Source organism: Flavobacterium sp., from assembly GCF_040402835.1.
GTDB lineage: Bacteria > Bacteroidota > Bacteroidia > Flavobacteriales > Flavobacteriaceae > Flavobacterium.
The window spans coordinates 63,285-79,361 of the sequence record NZ_JBBALW010000009.1 but is presented as its reverse complement, the minus strand read 5'-3'; the positions used below and the strand labels follow the sequence as shown (position 1 = coordinate 79,361).

15 protein-coding genes are annotated in these 16,077 nt (G+C 33.4%); 12 read left to right on the top strand and 3 right to left on the bottom strand.

Features of this window, described 5'->3' with window-relative positions; genetic code table 11:
* Window positions 1-2 precede the first annotated feature (2 nt).
* From AC9UEH_RS04795 to AC9UEH_RS04765, 7 genes are all read left to right on the top strand, one after another.
* The gene (locus tag AC9UEH_RS04795; RefSeq protein WP_509529023.1) at window positions 3-1,478 is read left to right on the top strand and encodes a RagB/SusD family nutrient uptake outer membrane protein; all 1,476 of its coding nucleotides are present in this window, start codon (window positions 3-5) and stop codon (window positions 1,476-1,478) included.
* Between the two features lie 12 nt (window positions 1,479-1,490).
* A complete protein-coding gene (locus AC9UEH_RS04790) occupies window positions 1,491-2,585 on the top strand; it encodes a hypothetical protein (protein ID WP_509529020.1) in 1,095 nt (364 codons plus the stop codon).
* A 42-nt stretch (window positions 2,586-2,627) separates the two neighbouring features.
* Window positions 2,628-4,271, top strand: a complete 1,644-nt coding sequence (locus AC9UEH_RS04785) for a family 16 glycosylhydrolase (protein ID WP_509529017.1) — start codon at window positions 2,628-2,630, stop codon at window positions 4,269-4,271.
* 77 nt (window positions 4,272-4,348) lie between these two features.
* Complete coding sequence (gene bglX / locus AC9UEH_RS04780; protein ID WP_509529015.1) at window positions 4,349-6,643, top strand: beta-glucosidase BglX; 2,295 nt, start codon at window positions 4,349-4,351, stop codon at window positions 6,641-6,643.
* 8 nt (window positions 6,644-6,651) lie between these two features.
* Window positions 6,652-7,413 carry a glycoside hydrolase family 16 protein gene (locus AC9UEH_RS04775; RefSeq protein ID WP_509529013.1) on the top strand — a complete coding sequence of 254 codons (762 nt, stop codon included), beginning with the start codon at window positions 6,652-6,654 and terminating at the stop codon, window positions 7,411-7,413.
* 411 nt (window positions 7,414-7,824) lie between these two features.
* Window positions 7,825-8,409 (top strand): RNA polymerase sigma factor, encoded by a 585-nt coding sequence (locus AC9UEH_RS04770; RefSeq protein ID WP_509529011.1) that lies wholly within the window; start codon window positions 7,825-7,827, stop codon window positions 8,407-8,409.
* A 56-nt stretch (window positions 8,410-8,465) separates the two neighbouring features.
* Window positions 8,466-8,609 (top strand): hypothetical protein, encoded by a 144-nt coding sequence (locus AC9UEH_RS04765; protein WP_509529008.1) that lies wholly within the window; start codon window positions 8,466-8,468, stop codon window positions 8,607-8,609.
* A 16-nt stretch (window positions 8,610-8,625) separates the two neighbouring features.
* On the opposite strand, the gene AC9UEH_RS04760 is transcribed toward AC9UEH_RS04765, so the two are convergent.
* Complete coding sequence (locus AC9UEH_RS04760) at window positions 8,626-9,285, bottom strand: endonuclease III domain-containing protein (RefSeq protein WP_509529005.1); 660 nt, start codon at window positions 9,283-9,285, stop codon at window positions 8,626-8,628.
* Window positions 9,286-9,374: 89 nt separating this feature from the next.
* Here AC9UEH_RS04760 and bcp point away from each other — a divergent pair, with 89 nt between their 5' ends.
* Window positions 9,375-9,827 (top strand): thioredoxin-dependent thiol peroxidase, encoded by a 453-nt coding sequence (gene bcp, locus AC9UEH_RS04755; protein WP_509529002.1) that lies wholly within the window; start codon window positions 9,375-9,377, stop codon window positions 9,825-9,827.
* Between the two features lie 171 nt (window positions 9,828-9,998).
* Here the strand turns inward: bcp and AC9UEH_RS04750 are convergent, their stop codons facing one another.
* A complete protein-coding gene (locus AC9UEH_RS04750; RefSeq protein ID WP_509528999.1) occupies window positions 9,999-10,379 on the bottom strand; it encodes an HNH endonuclease signature motif containing protein in 381 nt (126 codons plus the stop codon).
* Between the two features lie 471 nt (window positions 10,380-10,850).
* On the opposite strand from AC9UEH_RS04750, the gene rpsA reads away from it, so the two are divergent.
* Both rpsA and AC9UEH_RS04740 read left to right on the top strand, forming a co-directional pair.
* Window positions 10,851-12,626, top strand: coding sequence for a 30S ribosomal protein S1 (gene rpsA, locus AC9UEH_RS04745; RefSeq protein ID WP_509528994.1), 1,776 nt, complete (start codon window positions 10,851-10,853; stop codon window positions 12,624-12,626).
* A 397-nt stretch (window positions 12,627-13,023) separates the two neighbouring features.
* Window positions 13,024-13,578 (top strand): 1-acyl-sn-glycerol-3-phosphate acyltransferase, encoded by a 555-nt coding sequence (locus tag AC9UEH_RS04740; protein ID WP_509528992.1) that lies wholly within the window; start codon window positions 13,024-13,026, stop codon window positions 13,576-13,578.
* Here AC9UEH_RS04740 and AC9UEH_RS04735 read toward each other — a convergent pair whose 3' ends face one another.
* Complete coding sequence (locus AC9UEH_RS04735) at window positions 13,579-14,052, bottom strand: helix-turn-helix domain-containing protein (RefSeq protein WP_509528989.1); 474 nt, start codon at window positions 14,050-14,052, stop codon at window positions 13,579-13,581.
* Between the two features lie 312 nt (window positions 14,053-14,364).
* On the opposite strand from AC9UEH_RS04735, the gene AC9UEH_RS04730 reads away from it, so the two are divergent.
* Window positions 14,365-15,522 carry a M14 family metallopeptidase gene (locus tag AC9UEH_RS04730; protein ID WP_509528987.1) on the top strand — a complete coding sequence of 386 codons (1,158 nt, stop codon included), beginning with the start codon at window positions 14,365-14,367 and terminating at the stop codon, window positions 15,520-15,522.
* A 72-nt stretch (window positions 15,523-15,594) separates the two neighbouring features.
* On the top strand, window positions 15,595-16,074 hold the full coding sequence (locus AC9UEH_RS04725) for an Lrp/AsnC family transcriptional regulator (protein ID WP_509528985.1): 480 nt from the start codon (window positions 15,595-15,597) through the stop codon (window positions 16,072-16,074).
* The last annotated feature ends 3 nt before the right edge of the window (window positions 16,075-16,077 follow it).

The window sequence follows — 16,077 nt, the reverse complement described above, 5'->3', positions numbered from 1 at the left end:
AGATGAAAAAATATATTATAAAATCAAGTATTGCCTTTGCACTTTTTGCAACAATAAGCATTTCTTGTTCCGACAATTTTGTAGATAGAACCCCAGTTTATTCTATCGATTCCGAGAATTATTTTAATACAAAAGCAGATTATGATAAAGCATTAATTGCAGCGTATGAACTGCTTCAATCTTCCTATATTAATGTGATGATGGGTGAAATTGCCTCTGACAATACTTTGTCTGGTGGTGAAAGCGCTACCGATGTAATCGGAATTCAACAAGTTGATGAAATGACACATACACCTCAAAATAGCAATCTGAAAGATCTTTGGAACTGGATGTTTGCGGGTGTAAACAGAGCAAATTACATCTTGGAATTCAAAAATAAAACAGACTTTTCAGGTAAAAATCAAGTGATTGCTGAAGCAAGATTTTTAAGAGCGTATTACCAATTTGAATTGGTAAAATGGTTTGGAGGAATACCTATGAAAGGCGACGCTCGATTTAAATTAAACGATGAAAAAACCATTCCAAGGTCTTCAACAACGGCGGTGTATGCTTCAATTGAATCGGATTTGCAATATGCAATCGATAATTTGAATCCTGTTGCTGCTCAAAAAGGTAGGGCTACAAAAGGAGCAGCTCAAGCGCTTCTGGGTAAAGTATTTTTATACCAAAATAAATTTGTAGATAGTGCATCAATATTTGAAAATTTAATTGCATCAAATTCGTATTCATTAGTTACAAACTACAATTCTATTTTTGAAGATACTGGTGAAAACAATGCGGAATCTGTTTTTGAAATACAATATACAGATGCGCAAGGAGCAAGTTTTGGATGTCTCCAATGTAGTGAAGGCAATGTAGCCGTAGGGTTCAACGGAATTAGAAATTATGCAGGACCACTTTTTGAGTCTGGTTATAGTTTTAATGTTCCAACGCAAGAAGCGTACAATGCTTTTGAAGCTGGAGACAACAGAAGAGATGTTGCAATTTTAAATATTGTTACTTGGGCCGCATCAAATACAGGTGTTTCTTACGGAACAGGTTACAAACATACCGGATTTTTCAATAGAAAATATCTTCCTCGTCAAGGCGATCAGAATTTAGGCGATCAGAATCTTACCAATCCAAATAATTATCGTTCTATTCGGTATGCAGATGTTTTGTTAATGGCCGCTGAAGCAAATAGTCGTTCTGGTAATGATTCTAAAGGGCAACAATATCTAAATAAAGTTCGAGATAGAGCTTTTGGAGATACAAATCACAGAATAACTGTTGGTGGACAAGCCTTAACAGATTTTATTTGGAATGAAAGAAGAGTAGAATTACTTGGTGAAGGACACCGTTTCTTCGATTTAGTTCGTACCGGTAAAGCTGTTGGAAAAATTACTGGATTTACAGCAAATAAAAATGAAATTTTCCCAATTCCTTTTGAAGAAATTCAGTTCTCTAATGGAAATTGGCAACAAAACCCTGGATATTAATAAATTACAACTATGAAAAATATAAAATTAATAAGTAGCATTTTTGTTTTGACACTCCTTTTTGGATGTTCAAAAGACAGTAACGATGTCAATTTAGAGGCTATCGCAGCACCTATAAATATTTCTGCAAAAATAGCAATTGTACCCGATAATACGGGTAATGTAACCATTATTCCAATTGGTGAAGGAGTTTCTCAATTTGAAGTGTATTATGGAGATGCAACTGTAGCGCCTGCATTGCTTGGGGCTGGAGTAGCTACTATTCATAAATATAATGAAGGGGATTTCACAGTTAGAATTGTTGGAATTACTGTAAATGGAAAAAGATCAGAATATACTAAAGTGATTACTATTTCTTTCTTTCCCCCAACAAATCTTCAAGTTAATGTTGCAGTTTCCACTTTAAATACGATGGAAGTTAATGTAACTGCAACGGCAGATTTTGAAACAAATTTCAAAGTATATTTCAACAGCGCTGACCCTAACGATATTCCAGAAACATTTTTGCAAGGTGAAACCAAAACGCACCTTTATGCTAATCCAGGAACTTACATAGTAAAAGTGTATGCCGTAAGCGGAAGTGCCCAATCAGCTGTTCCTTTTACACAATCGGTAACGGTTACTCGTTCGGTATTGATACTTTTACCTGTAGATTTTGATTCAACAACTTTACCTTATACTTTCGTGAATTTTGATGGAGGAACTGCTACTAGAGTTGCAAATCCATTTCCAACAGGAATTAATACAACTCCATTTGTTGCTAAAATGGTTAAAGGACCAGGTCAAGTTTGGGGAGGTAGTCTTCTTGCGCTTTCTTCACCAATCAATTTTTCTGTGTATAAAAAATTCAAAGTGAAAGTTTATTCTCCAAGAGTTGGTGCTAAATTATTATTGAAAGTTGAAAATTTAACGAATGGTGGAATATCATTTGAAAAAGAAGCTACTTGTACCGTTGCAAATGCTTGGCAAGAACTAACATTTGATTATACAGCAATATCGACAACAAATTCGTATCAAAAAGTAGTATTTATTTTTGATTTGGGTACAGTTGGTGATGCCTCTCCAAACTATACATTCTATTTTGATTCAATAGTATTGACAAACTAATTCTATATGATACTTAAAATTCATAACATTAAAATTACTAAAATGAAAAAAATAATTATAAATATAGTGACCGTTTTTGCGCTATTTTTAATGGCAAGTTGTCAAGAAGAATCTAAATCTTTTGGATCTTTAAACACTCCTGTAAATCTTCTTGTTACAGCACAAATTGTTGGCCAAAATACAACAACTGCTTTAAATGGTGATGGAACAGGAAAGGTTTTATTTACCGCAACCGCAGATAACGCAATTTCCTACCGATACGTTTTCGGTGATGGAACTTCTCAAAATTCTCCTTCAGGAGTTTTTGAAAAAAGATACAATCAAACGGGTTTGCACACTTATACTGTTACAATTATTGCAACTGGAAAAGGTGGCATTGCAGCTACTACTACACTATTAATTACGGTTTTAAGTAATTTTGAAGATCCACAAACCGTTGGATTTTTAACGGGTGGTTCTCAAAAAACGTGGTATTGGTCTGCTTCTGAAACGGGACATTTAGGGGTTGGTCCAAATAGCTCTGATGCAACTGAAAATTATTACGCAAAATGGTATCAAGCAGTTCCTTGGGAAAAAGCAGCCTCTTCTGAGAGTTCTTGTTTATATGGTAATGAATTGATATTTTCATTAATTGGAAATCAGTTAAAATTTCAATTAGATAATCATGGTCAAACTTTTTTCAATAAAGATTTTCAAAGCGTTGCAGGTGGAACAGCGGGTTATGATTCTTGTTATAATTTTGATGCAACAGGTTTAAAAAATGTAAATTTAGGACCATCTGAATCAGTGGTAATGGCTAATCCCGATCATTTAACTCGTACAACTGGAACGATGATGAATTTTTCTGACGGTGGTTTTATGGGGTATTATATTGGACAAAGTTCGTATGAAATTTTATCAATTACTGCAACTAGAATGACGGTTCGTGCCGTAATGGGTGGGAATCCAGCTTTGGCTTGGTATCATACTTTTACAACTATTCAACCAACTCAAGATGCAACTGATTATACAAATCTTGTATTTTCAGATGAATTCTCAACTGATGGTGCTCCTGATGCAACCAAATGGAGTTATGATTTAGGTGCCGGAGGATGGGGTAATGGGGAACTTCAAAACTATACAAATAGTACAAATAATGCTGTTGTTCAAGGAGGAAATCTAGTGATTACTGCTATTAAAAATGGAAGTGCTTACACTTCTGCACGATTAAAATCAGAAAATAAATACGACTTCAAATACGGTAAAGTTGAATTCAATGCAAAATTACCTGCAGGTGCAGGAACTTGGCCAGCATTATGGATGTTAGGAAAAAATTATGCTACAAATATTTGGCCAGCTTGTGGTGAAATTGATATTATGGAACAAAAAGGATATTTACCTAATATTATTTACGGAACCGTACATTATACAGGACATTCTGGAGGTGGCGGAATTTCATCTCAAACCTCCGCTTCTAACACGGCTACAACATTTCATAAATACAAAGTAATTTGGAGTCCGCAATCAATTCGTTTCTATGTCGATAATGTATTGTTTCATTCTGTAATAAATACAAATTCATTACCATTTAATAGCAATTTCTTCTTGATTATGAATGTCGCAATGGGAGGAACTTTTGGAGGAAATGTTGACCCAGCATTCACACAATCTTCAATGTTAGTCGATTACGTTAGAGTTTACCAATAAAATACTAAGATAGATACAACAAGAAGTTCCTCATTTACTTCTTGTTGTTTTTTTTATGAATAATTGAATTTCATTAAATGAAAAACCTACTAAAATACGGAATTGTACTTGCATCTTTATTGGTATTAAGTTGCACGACTTCTAAGCCAATAATAACCTCTGAATACAAATCAAATTTACTTGATAGTAAAGTAGATTCTATTTTGAAACTAATGACATTAGAAGAAAAAGTAGGACAATTAAACCAATATAATGGATTTTGGGAAATCACTGGTCCAACACCAAAAGACGGACAAGCTGCTAAAAAATATGCTGATCTAAAAAATGGATTAGTAGGTTCAATGTTGAATGTCAAAGGTGTAAAAGATGTTCGGGCCATTCAAAAAATTGCGATTGAGCAAACGCGTCTTGGAATTCCATTGCTTTTTGGTTTTGATGTAATTCATGGATACAAAACAATTAGTCCTATTCCATTGGCGGAAGCCGCAAGTTGGGATTTGGTTGCCATTAAAAAATCTGCTGCAATGGCCGCTGAAGAAGCTTCATCCGTAGGAATAAATTGGACTTTTGCGCCAATGGTTGATATTGCAAGAGACGCAAGATGGGGACGTGTGATGGAAGGTGCTGGAGAAGACCCATTTTTGGGTAGTAAAATTGCTGTGGCTCGCGTGCAAGGTTTTCAAGGTGATAATTTCAATTCTAATACTTCTATTTTGGCTTGTGCCAAACATTTTGCTGGTTATGCTTTCGCAGAATCGGGACGTGATTATAATACGGTTGATGTAAGTGAATCTACTTTGCAAAATACTATTCTTCCTCCATTCAAGGCTGCTGCCGATGCTGGAGTTCGAACTTTTATGAATTCTTTCAATGAATTAAGTGGTATTCCGGCAACTGGTAATCCTTATTTGCAAAGACAAATTCTTAAAGGAGATTGGAATTTTAAAGGTTTTGTAGTTTCAGATTGGGGTTCAATTGGGGAAATGATCAATCACGGTTTTGCCAAAGATAGCAAGCAAGCTTCCGAAATTGCTATAAATGCAGGTTCAGATATGGATATGGAATCTAATGCATATGTTGAAAATTTAGCAAATTTAGTAAGAGAAGGAAAAGTAAAAGAAAGCCTAATTGATGACGCTGCAAAAAGAATTTTGAGAGTTAAATTTGAATTGGGTCTTTTCAAAAATCCATATAAATATTGTGATGAAGTTCGTGAAAAACAAACTGTTGGTAAACAAGAATTTCAAGAGGATGTTTTAGATATGGCTAAAAAGTCAATCGTATTGTTGAAAAATGAAAAAGAACTTTTACCATTAAAAAAATCAGGACAAAAAATCGGGTTGATTGGTGCTTTGGCAAATGACAAAACAAGTCCTTTGGGAAGTTGGAGAATTGCCGCTGATGATAACACTGCAGTTTCTGTTTTAGAAGGTTTACAAAAATACAAAGACAACCAACTTGCGTATGCAAAAGGTGCCGATGTAACCGTAGGCAGAACACAATTTATATGGGAAACAAAGATAAATACCACTGATAAATCTGGATTTGCAGAAGCAATTGCACTTGCGAAACAAGTGGAAGTTGTGATTATGGTTTTGGGAGAACACGGTTTACAAACAGGGGAGGGCAGAAGCAGAACGGAAATAGGTTTGCCTGGAGTGCAGCAAGAATTATTGGAAGCAATATATAATGTAAATCCTAATATTGTTTTGGTTTTGAATAACGGTCGTCCATTGACAATTCCTTGGGCAGATGCTCACATTCCTGCCATTGTAGAAGCGTGGCATTTGGGAACTCAAAGTGGTAATGCAATCGCTCAAGTGCTTTATGGCGATTATAATCCAAGTGGAAAACTACCAATGACTTTTCCAAGAACTATCGGGCAAGTACCTATTTATTATAACTTTAAAAACACGGGAAGACCAACAATGAACGAACCAGAAAGTGTTTTTTGGTCACATTATTCCGATGAAAAAAACACACCATTATATCCATTTGGATACGGTTTGAGTTATTCTAAATTTGAATATTCTAATTTGAAATTAAGTAGCAATACATTTTCTAAAAATGGTGAAATCCAAGTTTCAGTTACCTTGAAAAATTCAGGAAAAGTAGCTGGTAAAGAAGTCGTTCAGCTTTATATTCGTGATTTAATTGGAAGTGTAACAAGACCAGTTAAAGAATTAAAAGGATTTGAAATGGTTGAATTACAGCCTAACGAATCTAAAACGGTACTGTTTACAATCAACGAAAAAACAATAGAATTTTTCACCGCCAATTCAAAATGGGAAGCAGAATCGGGTGATTTCAAAGTATTTGTAGGTGGAAGTTCAGCAACAACTTTGGAAAGCGGTTTCCAATATTCAAATTAAATAATAAAATGAAAAAGTACTTTTTACTTGCCTTCATCTGTAGCAATTTAAGTTTTGCTCAAACTATAAAACGTACTTTGGTTTGGGAGGAAAATTTCAATGCCAAAACACTTGATAGTTCTGTTTGGAATTTTGAAGTGGGTAATGGATGTCCTGATTTATGCGGTTGGGGAAATAACGAACGCCAAATTTATACCGAAAAAAATCATACTTTAGTAGATGGAAATTTAGTAATTCAAGCTAAATTAGAATCCGATACATTTACCTCTACAAAAATCAATACAAAAGGCAAAAAGCAGTTTCAATACGGGCGTTTTGAAGCTCGAGCAAAACTGCCTGTTGGTCAAGGTCTTTGGCCTGCTTTCTGGATGTTAGGTTCTAATATTTCTACTATTGGTTGGCCAAAATGTGGTGAAATTGATATTTTGGAATATGTAGGAAGAGAACCGCACATGGTTTTCACTTCTTTGCACACGCAAGACAGCCACGGCGAAACGATCAATACCAAGAAAACCAAATTCGATAATATTGAAGACGGTTATCATATTTATGCAATGGATTGGACTAAAGACAAAATCGAATTTTTTGTAGATGATATTTCGGTATATACTTTTCAACCAACGCTTAAAACCGAAGATGTTTGGCCGTTTAACCAACCTTTTTACATAATTGTCAACTTGGCTGTTGGTGGTAATTTTGGTGGTCCTGAGGTTGATAGCAAGGTATTTCCTCAGGATTTCAAGATTGATTATATTAAAGTTTACCAATAATACTTTATGGTAAGTCGAAAGTTAGAATGTCTTAAAGTCGAAAGTCTCGAAACTTCTAAAAAATATTTAAAACCACACTTTAGTTTGTTATGAAACTTTAAAAAAAGCTTTTTAATCCTTTTAATCTGTGGCAAAAATTCTTTAATTAATTGCTACAATGTATCTTCCCGCTACTTTTTTAATTTATTAAAGCTTTTTTTTTCGGTTTATAAACTGGATTTTATGCTGTATTGACCTCGTTTTTCATATTTTATTGCATCAAATATGTTAAATTTTCAATTTAGATTTGTTTTACAAATAAATTTATAATATATTTGGTAATAATTTAATTCTAATTTAACATTTGCCTATAAAAAAAACTACTTTTTAGAGATAATTCTCAAATTTATTTAACAACTAAAAGGTATTTTTATGGCTAATGTACAAACCCCAGACGCACTATTGGTAAAAAATTACGTAGCAGGTGATGAAAACGCTTTGACTATCTTAATTAAAAGACACCAATCTAAGATTTACGGTTTTATCTATTCCAAATTATCGGATAGAGATATTTCAGACGATATATTTCAGGATACTTTTATTAAAGTTATTAAAACCCTGAAATCTAACTCCTATAATGAAGAAGGAAAATTTTTACCGTGGGTAATGCGAATTTCTCACAACCTTATCATTGATCATTACCGAAGAAATAAAAAAATGCCGATGTACAGAGAAACAGAGGAATTTTCTATTTTTTCTATTATGTCAGATAATGTACCCAACATTGAATCGCAATTAATTACATCTCAAGTAGAAAATGACTTGAGAAAATTAATTGAAGAACTTCCTGCTGAACAAAAAGAAGTTTTGATGATGCGCATGTATCAAGACCTAAGTTTCAAAGAAATATCAGAAGCGACAGGCGTTAGCATCAATACTGCACTCGGAAGAATGCGGTATGCAATCATGAACTTAAGAAAAGTTATTGACAAACATCAAATTATTTTAACCAATTAATACTATTTAAAAATATATCACGTTATAGTTAAATAGAAATTAATTCTTATTTAATTATGGCGAAAATTTACTCTAAACAAGCATTAGAAATTTCAAAAAAATTACCAAAAAAAGAAACAATTCAGTTCTTACTTAATTATTCAAAAGCATTAAATATTTTAAAAGTTGGTAAAATGTCAATTGAAATTTTAGCTAATTAATCAAAATCCCGATATTTCATCGGGATTTTTTTTTGTAGTATTCTTCCAAAACCGATTTCCGTCCAATCGTTTTTGTAATAACATCTAAATCCAAATTCCAACCCCGAGCAGGCGAATATTCTCGCCCATACCAGATGATTTGTAAGTGCAAATCATTCCAAATTTCTTCAGGAAAAAGCCGTTTGGCATCTTTCTCTGTTTGCGTTACATTTTTCCCGTTTGTCAAATTCCAACGATGCATTAAGCGATGAATATGCGTATCCACAGGAAATGCAGGAACGCCAAATGCTTGTGACATCACTACACTTGCCGTTTTATGTCCCACGGCAGGTAGCTCTTCCAAGAATTCAAAACTTTGCGGAACTTTTCCCTCGTGTTTGTCAATTAAAATGTGCGACAAACCATGAATCCCTTTTGATTTCATTGGTGACAACCCGCAAGGCCTTATAATCGCTTTAATTTCTTCCACAGACATTTTAATCATATCGTATGGATTATCTGCTTTTGCAAACAATAATGGCGTAATTTGGTTGACTCGAACATCAGTGCATTGCGCCGATAACAGCACCGCAATTAACAAAGTATAAGGATCTTTGTGGTCTAACGGTATCGGAATACTAGGATATTTTTCTTTTAACGTATTAATAACAAATGTTATTCGTTCTTGCTTATTCATTTTTCGTTAAATTTGAATCGTAAATTTACTATAAATATTTTTATTAAATTTCATTTTCAAATAAGCAGTTTCAATTTAAAACAGATACAATGACAACATTAAAAAAAGGCGATATAGCACCGCAATTTTCGGGTATTGACCAAGATGGAAATGCACACAAACTTGCCGATTACCATGGAAAAAAATTAGTTATTTTCTTTTATCCAAAAGCAAATACGCCAGGTTGCACCGCCGAAGCTTGTGATTTACGAGATAATTTTGAGCGTTTCCAATCTAACAATTATGCCATTTTGGGCGTAAGTGCCGATTCTCAAAAAGCGCAAGCCAAATTCAGAGATAAATTTGTTTTTCCCTTCCCACTTTTGGCTGATGAAGACAAATCGGTGATTGAAGCCTTTGGTGTTTGGGGACCTAAAAAGTTTATGGGAAAAGATTACGATGGAATTCACAGAACCACTTTCATAATTGATGAAAACGGAACTATCGACGAAGTTATTTCTGATGTAAAAACTAAAGACCACGCCAACCAAATCCTGAAGTAGTTCTTCTTTTTGGAGCAGAAGTTCTCTTTTTCACTTCACGATTCCACCCGCTATTCGCTATATCCACGCCCAAAAGCGTGGGATATCACTGCTATCGGGGCTAAAATTTCACGTTTATATTTTCAATTTGAACTTATCATTTGATTTGTCAATCTGAATTTATTTCAGATGCTATTCCCATTTGTCTTTTGCTTTTCCCTCAGCTATGGTTTGCCATTGCATGTTTTCGGGGCAATCGCAACCGCCTTCTTTTAGTGGTTTTATATGATCAATTACATAGCCTGGTCTGCCATTTGGGTAGCCTGATTGTTTTTTGAAATCATTTTTTGCGGCTTGACTTCTTTTTATTCTTCCTTTTGAATCTCTTTTTATGGTGTAGTTATTATTTGTATTGTTGCTGAATACAGGTGCAGAAGTTACCGTTGTACTAGATGTGCTCGTTTCTTTATTCTCTTTGTAACGCATGTCGGGTGTGCCGTCTTTTTTTAAATGCTGAGCAGTTCCAAAATTGTAAAAGAAAAGCAAAAGAAGTAGGGTAACTATTTTTTTCATAAAGGTACTGTTTAAATTGGGTTTAAAGAGGTTTTAGAAACTGACATTGAGTACGAGCGAGACGCTCGCACTAGCGGCGAAGGTTTGTATCGCATTATTTATTTTCAAATGTAGTCTTAATTATTCAACATCAGTTTTATTTAAAGCCAAAATATAAAACAATTAATCTCTCAGCCCCGATTGAGGCGGTATCCTCGCAGCGAAGCGAAGAGATATAGCCGAAAGCGGGAATTGCAATGGCAAAAATGCGGGGACAATTCGCTCCAAATTCAAATGATTTATAGTATTGATAATTAGCGTATTGGTTTTGTGGAAAAAACTTTGTGAATACAGAAAAAAGAATTACTTTTGCCAACCCTAATAGTGAATAAGAGTTTCTATTTGGGATTGTCAATTAAATCAAACAACTTCTGTTGTTTTCTTTCGCATTAAGAAACTCGAGAAAATACAGAATACAAATTTTTTATCAGCATGTCTGAACAATTAAAATCACAAGAGCAGTTTTTATCAGAATTTAACTGGCACAACTTTGAAGAAGGTATTGATGCAGTTGACCAAAAAAACTTGCAAGAATTTGAACAATTAGTTTCTGAAACTTTTATTGACACCGATCAAGAAGAAGTTGTAGATGGAGTTGTAGTTAGAATTACAGATAGAGACGTTATCGTTGATATCAATGCAAAATCGGAAGGTGTTATTTCATTGAACGAATTCCGTTACAATCCAAACTTAAAAGTTGGTGACAAAGTTGAAGTATTAATTGACATCCGTGAGGATAAAACAGGTCAATTGGTATTGTCTCACAGAAAAGCACGTACTATTAAATCTTGGGATAGAGTTATTAGTGCTAATGAAACTGGAGAAATTGTTACTGGTTTCGTAAAATGCAGAACTAAAGGTGGTATGATCGTTGACGTTTTCGGAATTGAAGCGTTTTTACCAGGATCTCAAATTGATGTTAAACCAATTAGAGATTATGATGTATATGTAAATAAAATGATGGAATTTAAAGTTGTGAAAATTAACCACGAATTCAAAAACGTAGTTGTTTCTCATAAAGCGCTTATTGAAGCGGATATTGAAATCCAGAAAAAAGAAATCATCGGTCAATTGCAAAAAGGACAAGTATTAGAAGGTGTTGTTAAAAACATTACTTCTTATGGTGTGTTCATTGATTTAGGTGGTGTTGATGGATTGATTCACATTACTGACCTTTCTTGGAGTAGAATTAACCACCCAAGTGAAGTGTTGGAATTAGATCAAAAATTGAATGTTGTTATCCTTGACTTTGATGATGAGAAAACAAGAATTCAATTAGGATTGAAACAATTGAACGCACACCCATGGGACGCTTTGAATGCTGACTTGAAAGTTGGTGATAAAGTTAATGGTAAAGTGGTTGTAATCGCTGATTACGGTGCTTTCATTGAAGTTGCTGAAGGTGTTGAAGGTTTAATCCACGTTTCTGAAATGTCATGGTCTACGCATTTGCGTTCGGCTCAAGATTTCGTGAAAGTGGGAGATATTGTTGAAGCTCAAATCTTAACTTTAGACAGAGACGACCGTAAAATGTCATTGGGTATCAAACAATTGTCTCAAGATCCTTGGACAGATATCACTGCTAAATACCCAGTAGGTTCTAAACATTCAGGTATTGTTAGAAACTTTACAAACTTTGGAATTTTCGTAGAATTAGAAGAAGGAATTGACGGATTGATTTATATCTCTGATCTTTCTTGGACTAAGAAAATCAAACATCCATCTGAATTTGTAAATGTTGGTGAAAAACTTGACGTAGTTGTATTAGAATTAGATGTTGATGGTCGTAAATTATCTTTAGGACACAAACAAACTACTGCTAATCCTTGGGATCAATATGAAGATTCATTCGCTGTTGGAACGATCCACACAGGTGAAATTTCTGAAATTGTTGACAAAGGAGCTACTGTAGAATTCGGAGAAGATATCGTTGCTTTCATTCCTACACGACACCTTGAAAAAGAAGACGGTAAGAAATTGAAAAAAGGAGATTCAGCTGAATTTAAAGTAATTGAATTCAACAAAGAATTTAAAAGAGTAGTTGCATCTCACACTGCTATCTTCCGTGAAGAAGAAGAGAAAAATGTGAAAGCTGTTGCTGAAGCTGTTGCCACTAATAATAATGCATCAGCTGCAACGTTAGGGGATAACAACGATATTCTTGCTGGTTTGAAAGCTAAAATGGAAAAAAGCGAGAAGAAAAAATAATTTCTTGATTTTTATATAGAAATCCCCGCAATTGCGGGGATTTTTTTTTTGGGATAAAGTTTGGGGTTTAGCACATTTTTTTTTAACAGCAAAGGGCGTAAAGGTTTACGCAAGGAACGCAAAAGGTTTTTACCACAAAAGGAATATAAGAAAAACAAAAGAAACAAAGTTTTACCGCAGATTTGCAGATTTTTTTTGCCACGAATTATACTAATTAGCTCAAATTTTGAAAAAATCTATTATCTCTTTGTCTATTATCTTTTCGTCTAATGTCTTTAATCTTCTTTCGACTTTAGGACTTATGACTTTCGACATATTTTAATCTTCTTTCTAATCGCACATTATTTTTCTATTAAAAACAAGAGATTAATGTTACTTTTACTCAAAATTACTAAGAATGAAGAAACAAATTTACAAATGGATTTTTTTCCGATTAATGGGATGGAAAATCGTTGGCGAAATTGATGAAAAAATCACTAAATGTGTATTAATGGTTGTTCCACATACGAGTTGGCACGATTTCTATTTAGGAATTTTTACTAGAGGAATTACAGAGGTTGAGATGAATTGGTTGGGTAAAAAAGAATTGTTTGGCTTTCCATTTGGCTGGTATTTTCGATATATGGGCGGCGCACCTTTGGACAGAAAAGGGAGTTTGAATAAAGTAGATGCCGTTGCAGAAGTTTTTAAAAACAAGCAAATATTTCGATTGGCAATTGCTCCCGAAGGCACTCGCAAGAAAGTAACAGAGTTAAAAACAGGGTTTTATTATATAGCAATGAAAGCAAATGTCCCAATAATTCCTGTAGCTTTTGATTTTGGTAAAAAAGAAGTCCGTTTGGGAAAACCATTTCGTCCAACTGGTGCTATCGACGAGGATTTGAAAATTCTAACATGTCATTTTGTCGATACAAAAGGAAAAGTACCCGAATATAGTTTTGACGTAAAATAATTATTCTGAGGGGCTATAATCTTTAAAAGTTCCATTTTTATAGAATATCACAATTTTGTCAATTTCATTTGAACTTGTCGAGATTGTGATGTTTTCGTTTGTAATAGGTTTGTTGTTTTCTATTATATTTTTAACGTCAGGAATTTCAGTCGGGCTAAATAAATTTTCCGTAGTATGATTTTGTGGAATTGGAGTAGGTGCAGAAATTGTTTTTTCAGCGATAATTTCAGTTCTCTTTTCGTCTGAATTTTTCAGGAAATTTCCTTTACCATTTAAAATCCAATACATATCTACGTCTGGGAAAACGTCTAATATTTTCAATATAAAATCCAAACTCGGCTTGTTTCTACCTGAAAGCAAATGGGACAAACTGGAACGCTGCACACCAATTTTATCGGCAAAAGCGGAAGCATTTAAGCTATAATAATCCAATAGTAACTCAAGTCTTTTAATGAAATCATCGGTGTTTAACATTGTAAATTGTCTTTTATAAGTCCTACTTTACAAATGTAAATAAAAAGAGGCAAACACGCAATATTACAGATGTAAATCGTAAATATTTAACATTTATTGATAATTTAATAGATGATATGAATGCATTTAAAATACTGATTATAGGTTATTTGAATTACATATATTAAAAAAGTAACATTTGTTAATTATAGCAATAGCAGAACTGGTGATTAAGGGAGTTAAATCGTTTACAAAATTAAACAAGCCATTCCTTTTTCTTGTTTACAATTGTAAATATAAAGATGTTTACTTTTGTAAATCAAATTTAAAGCTATGGATTTCGAGAAATTATTCAGTCAATTTAAAGAGCCGTATTTATTTGGGCGTTACCTCACATTGGAAGTTATTGAACCATTATTAGCAAAGTTTAATACTAATAATCAAGTCCAAATTATCGGTCATTCTGTACTTGGAAAACCAATTTATAAATACCAATTAGGGACTGGTTCAAAACGAATTTTGCTTTGGTCGCAAATGCACGGAAATGAAAGTACAACTACAAAAGCACTTTTTGATTTTTTAAATTTGTTGAATAGCAATTCTGAATTGGCAAATAAATTGTTAACAACGTTTACTTTTTGTTGTTTACCAATGCTAAATCCTGATGGGGCTTTTCTATATACAAGAGAAAATGCCAATAAAGTAGATTTGAATAGAGATTCTCAAGCGCTTTCTCAACCGGAAAGTGTTATATTAAGGGAAGTATTTGAAAATTTCAAGCCAGATTATTGTTATAATCTACATGATCAGCGCACTATTTTTGGCATTGGAGACAAAATTACTAAACCTGCTACAGTATCTTTTCTTGCGCCATCGTTTAATGAAGCTAGAGAAATTAATGCGGTTCGGGCCAAAGCCATTGATGTAATTGTGGCTATGAATGTAGTCTTGCAAGAGTTTATTCCTAATCAGGTGGGACGTTTTTGCGATTCATTTAATATAAATTGTGTGGGCGATACTTTTCAATCTTTAAATGTCCCAACAATTTTAATTGAAGCAGGTCATTTTCAAGATGATTACGATAGAGAAATAACTCGAAAATATGTTTTTATAGCACTTTTATCGGGTTTAAATTATATTTACGAAAACGATATAGTTGTCAACAAAATTGAAGATTATCTGAATATTCCTCATAATAAAATCTGTTTTTATGATTTTATTTATAAAAATATCAAAATTAATTATGATAATAACAAATTTATTACGAATTTTGCAATTCAATATAAAGAAGAATTAATTGACAAGCAGCTTTTATTCAATGCGTATATTGCTGACATGGGAGATTTAAAGGGTTTTTCTGGACATTTTGAATACGATGCGAAAGAAGCTTTGTGTGAAAACTTAGAAGGAAATATTCCGAAATTAGGTCAAAAAGCAAATTTTTCTTTAGGAAAAAGCACTGAAATCATAAATGGATTGATAAAATTTTAGTCTTTTTTGTGTTTTTGTAAGAATTATTAAATAGTTATTAAAATAAATTAAAGTACATTAAAAAACCAACTTATGAGCAAGTTCCGTTTAGATGAGGTCGATCATCAAATTTTAGACATGTTGATTGATAATACAAGAGTTCCATTTACTGATATCGCAAAGAAATTATTGATTTCTGCTGGTACCGTTCACGTAAGAGTGAAAAAAATGGAAGATGCAGGTATAATTATGGGGTCGTCATTGACCTTAGATTACGAAAAATTAGGATATTCATTCATCGCTTATGTTGGTGTGTTCCTTAATAATACCTCACAAACAAAATTTGTTTTGGAGCGTATTAACGAAATTCCTTTCGTAACAGTTGCGCACATAACTACTGGAAAGTTCAATATTTTCTGTAAAATTAGAGCAAAAGATACCAAGCACGCTAAAGATGTAATTTTCATGGTAGATGATATAGAAGGAGTCTATAGAACTGAAACTATGATTTCACTTGACGAAAGCTTGAATGATAAAAAACGTTTAATGCATACGATTTTCAAAAACTTGTAGCGT